Source organism: Neptunomonas antarctica (assembly GCF_001305295.1).
GTDB lineage: Bacteria > Pseudomonadota > Gammaproteobacteria > Pseudomonadales > Balneatricaceae > Neptunomonas > Neptunomonas antarctica.
Window position 1 is genome coordinate 114113 of record NZ_LJSI01000050.1, and the last position, 12126, is coordinate 126238.

The 12126-nt window shown below is 46.7% G+C and carries 7 protein-coding genes and 1 pseudogene; 6 read left to right on the plus strand and 2 right to left on the minus strand.

Translation table 11 applies throughout. The features are described from left to right. The first annotated feature begins 1 nt into the window (after position 1). From fdhF to Nant_RS13330, 3 genes are read left to right on the plus strand one after another with little or no spacing between them, the layout of a single operon-like run. Complete coding sequence (gene fdhF / locus Nant_RS13320; RefSeq protein WP_054342152.1) at positions 2 to 2911, plus strand: formate dehydrogenase subunit alpha; 2910 nt, start codon at positions 2 to 4, stop codon at positions 2909 to 2911. Beyond that, positions 2892 to 3773 (plus strand): formate dehydrogenase accessory sulfurtransferase FdhD, encoded by an 882-nt coding sequence (gene fdhD / locus Nant_RS13325; protein ID WP_054342153.1) that lies wholly within the window; start codon positions 2892 to 2894, stop codon positions 3771 to 3773. Before fdhF ends, fdhD begins: the two co-directional genes overlap by 20 nt. Positions 3774 to 3798: 25 nt before the next feature. Further along, the gene (locus tag Nant_RS13330) at positions 3799 to 4029 is read left to right on the plus strand and encodes a formate dehydrogenase subunit delta (protein WP_054342154.1); all 231 of its coding nucleotides are present in this window, start codon (positions 3799 to 3801) and stop codon (positions 4027 to 4029) included. 157 nt (positions 4030 to 4186) lie between these two features. Here the strand turns inward: Nant_RS13330 and Nant_RS13335 are convergent, their stop codons facing one another. Beyond that, positions 4187 to 4642, minus strand: a complete 456-nt coding sequence (locus Nant_RS13335) for a phosphate-starvation-inducible PsiE family protein (RefSeq protein ID WP_054342155.1) — start codon at positions 4640 to 4642, stop codon at positions 4187 to 4189. A 290-nt stretch (positions 4643 to 4932) separates the two neighbouring features. On the opposite strand from Nant_RS13335, the gene Nant_RS13345 reads away from it, so the two are divergent. Next, positions 4933 to 6822, plus strand: a complete 1890-nt coding sequence (locus Nant_RS13345) for an SLC13 family permease (RefSeq protein ID WP_238377142.1) — start codon at positions 4933 to 4935, stop codon at positions 6820 to 6822. A 242-nt stretch (positions 6823 to 7064) separates the two neighbouring features. Continuing rightward, entirely contained in the window at positions 7065 to 8531 is a 1467-nt protein-coding gene (locus tag Nant_RS13350; RefSeq protein WP_054342158.1) for a DASS family sodium-coupled anion symporter, read from the plus strand. Positions 8532 to 8602: 71 nt separating this feature from the next. Here the strand turns inward: Nant_RS13350 and Nant_RS21745 are convergent. After that, positions 8603 to 8752, minus strand: a pseudogene (locus Nant_RS21745) (transposase domain-containing protein); the annotation flags it as partial. Positions 8753 to 8902: 150 nt separating this feature from the next. Here Nant_RS21745 and amt point away from each other — a divergent pair. Then, complete coding sequence (gene amt, locus Nant_RS13355; RefSeq protein ID WP_054342159.1) at positions 8903 to 11995, plus strand: ammonium transporter; 3093 nt, start codon at positions 8903 to 8905, stop codon at positions 11993 to 11995. Positions 11996 to 12126 lie beyond the last annotated feature (131 nt).

The window sequence follows — 12126 nt, forward strand, 5'->3', positions numbered from 1 at the left end:
CATGTTGCAGCACTTTGATCCTAAACAGTTTATCAATAAAAAAATTGATCCCGATAAAGATTACGGAACTCCTATAAGTAAAAATTCCGGAACCTCTGAGCAGTTAATTACGCTGCATATTGATGGTGTTGAAATTGCAGTGCCGCCCGGCACCTCGGTACTGCGGGCGGCGGCGTTAGCCGATATTAATATACCTAAGTTATGTGCCAGCGATAATCTGGAAGCCTTTGGTTCCTGCCGTCTCTGTGCGGTTCAGATTGAAGGCCGTCGCGGCTATCCTGCTTCCTGTACCACGCCTGTAGATGCGGGTATGCAAGTCACCACGCAGAACGAAAAAATTGGCAAGCTCCGCCGTAATATCATGGAGCTGTATATTTCAGATCACCCATTGGACTGCTTAACGTGTCCTGCGAATGGTGATTGTGAGCTTCAGGATATGGCGGGTGCGGTAGGACTGCGTGAGGTGCGTTATGGTTTTGACGGGCATAATCATCTTGAGTCGGAAAAAGACACATCCAATCCTTATTTTAGTTTTGACCCCAGTAAATGCATCGTGTGCTCGCGTTGCGTGCGTGCCTGCGAAGAAGTGCAGGGTACCTTTGCACTAACCATCGATGGGCGCGGCTTTGATTCCAAAATAGCGGCGGGTCAGGATGATGCCTTTATTGATTCAGATTGCGTTTCTTGTGGTGCCTGTGTGCAAGCGTGCCCGACATCGACATTGATGGAAAAAAATGTCATAGAAATGGGGCAGCCTGAACACAGTATAGTCACCACCTGCGCTTATTGTGGCGTAGGCTGTTCCTTTAAGGCTGATATGAAAGGTGACAAAGTAGTACGTATGGTGCCGTACAAAGGCGGCGCGGCTAACCAGGGGCATTCTTGCGTTAAAGGGCGTTTTGCCTTCGGTTATGCGACCCATAAAGATCGTATTAAAGAACCCATGATTCGCGATAGCATTGATGAACCCTGGCGCGCCGTCAGCTGGGATGATGCAATGAGTTTTGCCGCAAAACGCTTAAAAGAGGTGCAGGCTGAATATGGCCGCGAGAGCATCGGCGGTATTACCTCCTCACGTTGTACCAACGAAGAAACTTATCTGGTACAGAAGCTGATTCGTGCTGGTTTTGGTAATAATAATACTGATACCTGCGCACGTGTGTGTCACAGCCCTACGGGCTACGGGCTGAAAACTACGTTAGGAGAGTCTGCCGGAACGCAAACCTTCGATTCGGTTAAATACGCGGATACTATTTTAGTGATTGGTGCGAATCCGACGGATGCACATCCGGTATTCGGATCAATGATGCGGCGCCGGTTAAGAGAAGGCGCTAAATTAATTGTCGCCGACCCACGTAAGATCGATCTACTCAACACGCCACACCTTAAAGATGCTATCCATCTACCGTTACGCCCGGGCACCAACGTCGCCTTAGTGAACTCGCTGGCGTACACGATTATGAGTGAAGGCTTAGAAGACAAAGCTTTTATTACATCACGCTGTGATGATAAAGCCTTCATTAAATGGCAGGCGTTTATCACAGAAGAGCGTAACTCGCCGGAGGCTATGGAAAGCGTCACCGGTGTTGCTGCAACAGACGTGCGCAAGGCTGCAAGAATGTATGCTGAGGCAGGCAATGGTGCCATCTTCTATGGGCTGGGCGTTACCGAGCATAGTCAGGGTTCAACTATGGTGATGGGTATCGCTAATTTAGCCTTGGCAACGGGTAATATTGGCCGTGAAGGCGTGGGTGTTAATCCGTTGCGTGGCCAGAATAACGTGCAGGGTTCGTGTGATATGGGCTCTTTTCCGCATGAACTTCCGGGTTACCAGCATGTGGCCGATGACGAAGCACGGGGGCGATTTGAGGCGGCCTGGGGAGTGAAACTGGATGATGAACCAGGCTTGCGTATCCCTAACATGTTTGATGCAGCGCTCGCGGGTAGTTTCAAGGCATTGTATGTTCAGGGCGAAGATATCGCTCAATCTGATCCGAATACCCATCATGTTGAAGCGGCACTTAAGTCGCTGGATTGCTTAATCGTGCAGGATATTTTTCTTAATGAAACGGCAAAGTTTGCCCATGTACTGTTGCCCGGTTCAACTTTTCTGGAGAAAAACGGTACATTTACTAATGCTGAGCGCCGCATCAATCGGGTGCGTAAAGTGATGCCGCCATTGGCCGGTAAAGAGGATTGGGAAGTCACCGTGGCGCTCTCTAACGCGTTAGGTTACGAAATGAGCTACAGCCATCCTTCAGAAATAATGGATGAAATTGCCAGCCTGACTCCGACCTTTAGTGGTGTGAGTTATGCGCGCTTAGAAGAACTTGGCAGCATACAGTGGCCTTGTAATGAACAGCATCCTGATGGCATGCCGGTTATGCATGTGGAAGATTTCCCTATCGGTAAAGGTAATTTGGCGATTACTGAATACGTAGCCACTGAAGAGCGTGCTACGCGTCGCTTCCCGCTACTGTTAACCACGGGGCGTATTCTGTCGCAATACAATGTTGGCGCTCAAACCCGCCGTACCGAGAATCAGACATGGCATGATGAAGATGTGCTGGAACTTCATCCACACGATGCGCAAGAGCGTGGTGTCCGAGAGGGTGATTGGCTGGGTATCAGCAGCCGGGCAGGACACACGGTATTGCGTGCGGTGATCAGTGAGCGGATGCAGCCGGGCGTGGTGTATACCACCTTCCATCATCCGGGTAGTGGGGCTAACGTTATCACCACCGACAGTTCAGACTGGGCAACAAATTGCCCTGAATACAAAGTGACGGCCGTGCAGGTTGAGAAAGTAACGCAACCTTCTGTATGGCAGAAAAACTTTGCAGACTTTAATGAAAAGCAGCAGGGCCATTTGAGAAGCGGGCGTCGTAATAATGAAACGGCAAAGCAATGAAGCCGTCGGCATAATGATGAAGCGGCAAAGTAACGTAACTGTCAGCCGTTGGCAGCAGGGTGAAACCAGCATTGCAGAAGACGTTGTGGCTGAAGAGGTGGCAGTAGCGCTGGTATATAATGGTATTTCACATGTTGTGATGATGACCAGCCCACATGACTTAAAGGACTTCGCGTTGGGGTTCAGTATAACAGAAGGGATTTTGCAGCATCCGCGTGAGCTTTATGAGATTGAGATTCAGCAGCATGATATGGGCATCGAAGTGCGCATGGAGATTGCATCGCAACGTATGCTGATGCTCAAGCAACAGCGCCGCAACATGACAGGTCGGACCGGTTGTGGTTTGTGCGGTGCGGAATCGCTGGCGCAGGCAGTGCGGCCGATTAAGCCGTTGGAGGTTGTTCAGCAGATTAGTGATACTGCGATTCAGCGCGCGGTGAATCAGCTAGATAAACATCAGCCCCAGCAGGCGGATACCGGTGCTTGTCACGGTGTTGCCTGGTGTAATAAAGAGGGTTGGATTCTGTTAGTGCGTGAAGATGTTGGGCGTCACAATGCGCTCGACAAACTCATTGGTGCCTTAGTGTTCTCGGCCACAGATTTGACTAACGGATTCGTTCTTATATCCAGCCGTGCCAGTTTTGAAATGGTACAAAAGGTCACCTCTGTGGGTATCGGTGCTCTCGTCGCTGTATCGGCACCTACCGGATTAGCATTACGCTTGGCAAGAGATGCCAATTTACAATTAATAGGTTTTGCCCGCCCGCAGCGACATGTAAGTTACAGCCCTGAGCCTAGAGCAGCCCTGGGTAATAGCCTTGAAGCAACTTCCACAGCCCATTCTGGAGAATATCATAAATGAGTAGCCACAAATGAGCAGTCCACACATGAGTCACTCACAATTAGATCAGTTAATTGCCATGGCAAATCAGATCGCTGATAACAATACTCACCACGATAGTGAAAAAGCATCAGTGGATTTTATTGCCCTGCACATTAAAAAATTCTGGGCGCGCTCTATGAAACAACAGATTGTAGCGTATGCAAAAGCGGACGGTAGCGCGTTGAATAAGCTGGCCCGCGAAGCATTAGCTCAATTAGCTGAGAAGTATAGCTGATACGAAAAAAATTCGATAAGAGGGGTTGAATCAAGAAGCATCAGGCAGGTTAATGTTTGCTCGATACTTGAGTTGAAATTATTGGTAGAGCCCACGAGCCGCGCATAATCGCGACTAAAAAATTTCTGTGGGCGTATGCCGGTGAGGTTTAGTGCGCTTAGTGGTGTTCATCGTCTTTGTTGGTATGCTTCACCAGCCAGTAAGACACACCCAATGCTAGGGTAACAAAACCAATACCTACTATCTGTTCTGACGTGACAAGTTTAAGGTCTAATACAATAACCTTACGAGCAACCGCCATCAGCGCCGTTGCAATAACCAACTCTACCGGAAAGGTATTGGAGCCAAGATATAATCTGATATTGATGAAAATTTCGACACCTATCAGTACAACCAAAAAAGCCCCGAAAGTTTGAAGTATGTCGTCGATATCAAGTAAAAAATAGGGTGGCGACGTTAGCTTGTTGTAAAGAACAAGTACAACATCTGCAATACTCCAAAATATTACAAACACCATCAAAACAGCCAGTATTTTTATTCCAACTCGAATGGCGCGGTGTAATTCTTTTATCAGTGGATCAGAATGATTCTCAGATATTTCTTCGTGCTTCATAATTATCCTAAAGAAAGTGAGGTGAAAGGCCTCATTAGTAAGACTGCCACTCATCGTGATTTAGTCGCTATTAAATGTTAACTATTAGCGAATGGCAAGGGCTTGATCGTAAGTTCAGGGTGAGTCTATGGCATGGAAGGCATTCTCAGGAAGAGAACTCGCAAAGGAAGGTTGGCGTTACCACGGAGGTGACCGTCTTCTTGCTACTGCAAACATCCCCTACGGCAGCAATGCATCGATTCTGCTTCTCATCGCAGCATCGCTGGCCCCGCCATTTAGGCTAGTGCTCTGTGGGGCTGACCAGTCTATGGTTTTTTCGTAGTTTTATCCGTATTGTGAGTGTTTGCGTAGCGCTGGGCGTCGCTACCCGACACCCAAAGACGGTTATAGGGAGCTTGTATTTGAATACTGATCAATGGCTGATTACTGCCGTCCTGATGCTGACGCTGGTGCTATTTGTCTGGGGAAAGTATCGCCATGACGTCGTGGCCGCTATTGCATTGGGGCTGTGTGTGCTTGCAGGGCTAGTGGAGGCTGAGGATGCTTTTGCAGGCTTTAGTCATCCGGCGGTCGTAACGGTGGCGGCGGTGCTGGTGATCTCCGATGCGCTGCGCCGCTCCGGTGTGGTGGACATGATCGTACAGAAAATACTGCCCTACACCGAAAATCCGCTGAGCCATATATTGATCATGACCTCGGTCGTGACACTAGCGTCCGCATTTATGAATAACGTGGGGGCGCTAGCGCTGATGCTGCCAGTTGCACTGGCGACCTGCAGCAAACATCAGCGCTCACCTGCGCTGATTCTCATGCCACTGGCCTTTGGCAGTATTCTGGGAGGCATGACAACCGCCATAGGCACGCCGCCCAATATCATCATTGCCATGATGCGAGCCGAGGTGAGCGGAGAACCATTTAACATGTTTGATTTTTCGCCGGTTGGGGTGGCCATCGCCATTATGGGCGTGCTCTTTATCACGCTGCTGGGTTGGCGCCTGATACCGGCAGCCCGTCTCAAGAGCAGCTCGCCCGAGCAGTTATTTGCCATTGATGAATACCTCACAGAAGTAATAGTGACCACAAATTCCGGTCTGGTGGGTCGGCCGGTGGAGGATATCGACGGCCTGGATGACGGCAGCATCGAGGTGGTGGGTGTTGCTCATCGCCATGGGAAGACGCTATCGATGCGCCCGGGACAGCAGCTTAATGCCGGCGATATTCTGATTCTGCAGGCTGACCCGTCGGAAGTTCAGCCATTGCTCGACAAGAACGATCTGGAGCTGATAACCAGTGCCGACAAGAAATTCGCTGAGTTGACTAAGGACGACCTCACTCTGGTAGAGGGCGTTATCAAAAGAGGTTCGGTGCTGGATGGACGCGATGTGTCTTTTTTGCGTAGGCGGAGTGGCAGCTCTCTTGCTCTGGTCGGTCTGGCTCGCGAAGGGCAGCAGATACGCAAGCGGCTGCGGCGTGAACAGTTTAAGGCCGGTGATATTCTGCTGTTGCAGGGTGCTGCGGATGATGTCGATGAGCAGCTCAGAGAGCTGGGCATGATTCCACTCGCCGAACGAAACCTTAGCCTGGGACAGCCGAAAAAAATTGCCATCGCGCTGGCTATCTTTGCTATCGCCATTGCGCTGGGTGTTGCCAAGGTACTGCCGTTAGCGATCGTATTTTGTCTTGCCGTTGTGGTTTATTTGCTGCTGGATATTCTGCCGGTGCGCAATCTTTATGATGCCATCGACTGGCCGGTGATCATCCTTCTGTCGGCCATGATTCCGGTGGGCTCAGCACTGCAGAGTACGGGGCTTACGCAATTGCTGGCCACGCAGGTATTGGCGCTGACCGAGGGTATTCCGGTGTATCTGGTCATCGGTCTGGTGCTGGTTGTCACTATGTTTCTGTCAGATATCATCAATAATGCGGCCACGGCCGTGATAATGGCACCACTCGCCTACGGTATCGCTTTCGGACTGGGCGTAAGTCCGGATCCGTTTTTTATGGCAGTGGCTGTAGGTGCCTCCTGTGCTTTTCTAACCCCGATCGGGCATCAGTCCAACACCTTGGTGTTGGGCCCGGGCGGTTACGCCTTCGGGGATTACTGGCGCATGGGGTTGCCGCTTGAAATTATGATTGTGTTGCTGGCGGTGCCGTTGATTCTGCTGGTCTGGCCACTCTAGTGGCAGAGTCGTCAAGATAACGTCTATGATTACTTTTATAGCAAAAATAATTTGTTATTTTTGCTATAAGTATTAAATGACTCGCTCGCAAGTCAGCCTGGTGATGTCGTCAATGAATTGATGGCAACCTACTATTTTATATGATGTGCATCATCTTTTACCCTTCCTTGCTGAGTTAAAATAACGCTAGGATTTCTTCGGGGTTTTGAAAATGTGTTTTTCTCAAATTTAAGGGTACTGTAATGAAAGGCACTGATATTCGAGTTATTCCCGGGTTGTTCTCTATTGCAATAATATTCTTGTTTTGGTTTGTGATTTCTCCCCCTCAAGGAGTGTCAGCAAATGCATGGCATTTACTGGCTTTATTTATTGGCACTGTGGTCGCAATTATTGGGAAAGCAATGCCAATTGGTGCCATAGCTATTTTGGCTATTACTTTAGTTGCGTTAACAGGGGTGACAAATGACAGTCCTTCCGGTGCTATCAAAGATGCTTTGAGCGGCTTTTCTAATTCATTAATTTGGTTGATTGGTATCGCGATTATTATCTCTCGTGGTTTGGCTAAAACCGGTTTGGGTAATCGTATAGGTTATTACTTTATTTCTTTGTTTGGTCGAAAAACTATTGGTATTGGTTATGCGTTAGCTCTTTCTGAGTTAGTTATTGCGCCGGTAACACCCAGTAATACAGCCCGAGGCGGCGGTATTATTCATCCGATTATGAAGTCTATTGCGACAAGTTTTGGGTCTTCTCCTGAAGAAGGGACATCTCGCAAAATTGGTCATTATCTTGCTTTGGTGAGCTACCATATAAACCCGATTACATCTGCGATGTTTATTACCGCGACTGCGCCTAATCCCTTAATAGTTAAACTTATTGCTGACGCTACAGGATCAAATATTAGCATTACGTGGGGAACATGGGCGCTTGCAGCACTTTTACCTGGTTTGCTTTGTATTGCGCTTGTGCCTTTGATTGTATATGCCGTTTACCCTCCGGAAATCAAAAGCACCCCCGATGCAAGCACCTTTGCGAAGTCTAAATTGATTGAAATGGGGTTAATGTCCTACGGTGAAAAAGTCATGATTAGCGTTTTTGCGCTTCTGCTGATTTTATGGGCGGGTGTGCCCGCTATGATATTTGGCGCAGATTATGCCGTTAATACTACGGCGGTCGCTTTTTTAGGCTTATCTGTTTTATTGATTAGTCGGGTCTTAAGTTGGGAAGATGTGCTTAAAGAAAAAGCTGCCTGGGATACCGTTGTTTGGTTCTCTGCGTTGGTAATGATGGCAACTTTCTTGAATAAGTTAGGCTTGGTTGCATGGTTTTCTACTGTCGTTGAGAGCAATATCCATCAACTCGGTTTTGATTGGATTGTGTCTGCCATTATATTGGTGGTGGTTTACTTTTATGCGCATTACTTCTTTGCAAGTACAACTGCTCATATTACCGCGATGTTTGCTGCCTTTTATGTTGCTGGTTTGGCGTTGGGCGCACCTCCATTGTACCTTGGTTTATTGCTAGCCGGCGCTTCTTCATTAATGATGTCATTAACGCATTACGCCACAGGCACCTCACCCATTGTTTTTGGGTCTGGCTATGTGTCTATGGAAAATTGGTGGGTAATGGGATTCATTATGAGTATTGTTAACTTGACCGTTTGGGGTGTTGTTGGCGGGCTTTGGTGGAAGGTGCTTGGGTACTGGTAGTTTCTCTACTCTGAATTTCTTAATCACTAGTTGATAAAATTTATTCGCCAGCTACTCGGTTTATCTTCATGCTATCCCATTCGGTTGACATTTGATTGGGAGTCTTTCGTAATGCGCGGCTTACAAGAAGGAGGCGGTAAGGTAAAGACCTTTTTCAGATAAGCATAGGGTTCCCGTCCATTTGCTTTCGCTGTTTCTATCAGGCTATACAAATTAGCAGTTGGCCTGATTCTTGAATAACCCTTCCTTAGTTATATTAGTGTGAATATAAATAATGAATAACGCCCTTAATAAGGGCGTTATTGTTTATTTTGACCCGATTTCGGCGTGCTCCGGTGCAAGCCATCAAGCGTTTTACGCATAGAGGCAAAATGGAACACAATATATGGCTTTTGTTTTCCACTGTTTTGGTTTTTTTTATGCAAGCGGGATTTTTGTGTTTAGAAACAGGGCGTACCCGCAGTAAAAACAGTATCAATGTAGCGGCTAAAAATATTGCAGATTTTCTTCTGTCAGCGGCATTATTTTGGTTGGTAGGATTTGGTCTCATGTTTGGCTCCGATTATTGGGGCATTGTAGGGTTTAGCGATTTCTTTTTTGGAGAAACACAAAGTGCTAATCAGATTTGTTTCTTCCTTTTTCAGACGATGTTTTGCGGCACTGCTGCCACGTTAGCTTCAGGAGCGGTGGCGGAGCGCATGACGTTTAATGGCTATTTATGTATTACTGTTATATTAAGTTTGCTGATTTATCCCATTACTGGGCACTGGGCCTGGGCCTCGGCTTATGGTGGTCAGCAAGGTTGGTTACAAGCGGCCGGTTTTGTCGATTTTGCCGGTTCTACTGTGGTGCATTCTGTCGGCGGTTGGGTCGCCCTCGCCGCCGTGATAATTATTGGCCCTAGAATCGGACGATTTAAAGGAGGGCGTCTTCCACAAGGTAGCAATTTACCCATGTCAGCCTTAGGTACTCTGCTGATTTGGATAGGATGGTTTGGGTTTAACGGCGGTAGTACTTTATTACTGAATGAGCAGGTACCCTTAATTTTACTGAATACCACGGTGGCCGCGGTGTTTGGCGGCCTATGTGCGGTTTGTTTTTATTATCTCAAACACGGCTACTTTGATGTTGCGGAGATGCTCAACGGAATCATCGGTGGTTTAGTTGGCATAACGGCTTCCTGTTATGCCGTTAGTCCGGTGGAGGCTGCTGTCATTGGCGGTATTTCAGGGGGCGTAGTGTTTTATGGATCAAGGCTAATGGCAGACCTTGGGCTAGACGATGCAATAGGTGTGGTGCCGGCTCATTTGCTGGCAGGTATTTGGGGTACTCTCGCCGTAGCCGTTTTTGGCGATGCTGAAATCCTGGCAACGGGATTGAGTTTTTGGCAACAACTGGGTGTGCAATTGTTAGGAATAACAAGCATTGGCGCTTACAGTTTTATCCTTAGTTATCTGTTGATACGTATACTCAATAATTTTGTGCCACTGAGAGTAAGCGCTGCAGACGAAGAGCGTGGTTTGAATGTGAGTGAGCATAATGCCAACACGGAATTAGTAGGTTTACTGAGTTCTATGCATCAGCAGCAAATAGAGGGTGATTTTACCTTGCCGGTGCCGGAAGAGCCATTTACTGAAGTGGGTCAAATTGCTAAAAGTTACAATCAGGTCATTAGTCGGGTTCAGCTCGAAATTAGCGAGCGTGATTCAGCGATTAATCAATTCCAAGCCAGTGAAAAACGTAAAAGTGCCATTCTGGATTCCTCTATGGATTGCATCGTTTCCGTCGACAAGCACGGCAATATAATTGAGTTTAATCCTGCTGCCGAACGCACTTTTGGTTGTTTGAAAAGCCATGTGCAGGGGCGCAACTTTTTCCTGATGTTTTTGATGGTCAAAGATCAAAAACAAGCGATCGACAGTTTGCAGCAAATGTTTACTCTGTCGCAGGGCTTGTTGTTAAATCGTCGTAATACCATGCAATTACAACGCTCATCTGAGCATGTTTTTCCCGCTGAAATTACCATCACAACCACACCGTTAAACAATGGGATATCCATAGAATACACTTTGCATATTAGGGATGTTACCCGTCAGAATAAATTGCAAGCCAGACTGAAATTTTTGGCTTATCGTGACCCCTTAACCAGCCTCTATAATCGTACTTTTTTAATGGAACAATTGCTTGAGGCACTCACTAAAGCGGAACAACACGGTTTATCTGTGGCGTTGCTGTTTTTAGATCTTGATAAGTTTAAAAAAATTAATGATAGCTTGGGTCACAAGGCAGGCGATGAGTTGCTGTGTGAAGTTGCTCGGCGTTTAAATCGGGTATGTCGAGAAACGGATGTTGTGGCCCGCTGGGGAGGAGATGAATTTATCGTGCTCATGCGTGGCAAGATTGATCCTAAACTGGCGGCTGATCGTGCCGAAAATATTTTACAGGTGATGCGCCAAAGCGTTGAGATACAAGGCAAAAAATTTACTATCCCAACCAGTATCGGTGTCACTTTGTCAGTAGGGTCTGAATTTAGTGCCGATAAAATGATTCAACATGCCGATATCGCCATGTATTGCGCAAAACAAAACGGGCGGGACAACTATCAAATATTTGAACCAGCAATGGCACAGTTGGTCAGTAAAAATATTATTTACGAAAATGAAATGCGTCAAAACCTGGACTCACCGCAATTTTATTTGGTTTATCAGCCAAAAGTCTGTTTGCATAAAAGTAATGTGGTTGGCTTTGAAGCCTTGCTGCGTTGGGCTCACCCTGTTGAAGGTTTAATCTCGCCTAGTGATTTTATACCGATTGCCGAGGAATCGAATCTGATTATTGAGGTGGGCGAAAAAGTCATTAATGACTGTCTAGCTCAATTATATGAGTGGCGTAAACAAGGACTTAATATAGTTCCCATTTCAGTGAACTTGTCTGGAAAGCATTTGATGTCAAATGAGTTGATCCCTTTTATTAACAAGCAATTGAGCTATTATGGGATCGAAGGCCATTACCTGGAAATAGAAATTACCGAAGGTGTACTGGTGCACGATATCGAGCGTTGTATTGAGGTGATGGCAGAAATAAAATCATTAAATATAAAAATATCGGTAGATGATTTTGGTACCGGCTATTCATCATTAAGTTATTTGAAACGTTTGCCGGTGGATATATTGAAGATAGATCAGTCCTTTGTGCAGGAATGTGATGCAACAGAAGAAGACAGGCAAATTTGTGCGACGATTATTAACTTAGCTCAAAATCTTGATCTTTCCATTGTAGCTGAAGGCGTAGAAAGACAAACACAACTTGATGTATTGAAAAGCATGCACTGTGAAGTATTTCAGGGCTACTATTTTTATAAACCTATGCCTGTAGAAAAGGTTACCGCTTTATTGTCCCTTTTGTGTCAACCGACGCCTCAAGAAGATGTGGCTGCTTTAGTGTCCAATGATGTGCGTGTATAAATCAGTTTTGCGTAGCATTTGTTGGAAGAACCGGTATTAAAGGCACAATGAAATTTATGTTGTTTTCGCTAATATCTGGAAAGTAAAACTATCAGGTGGTGTATTCCTTTATGAATGCACCACCTGATTGA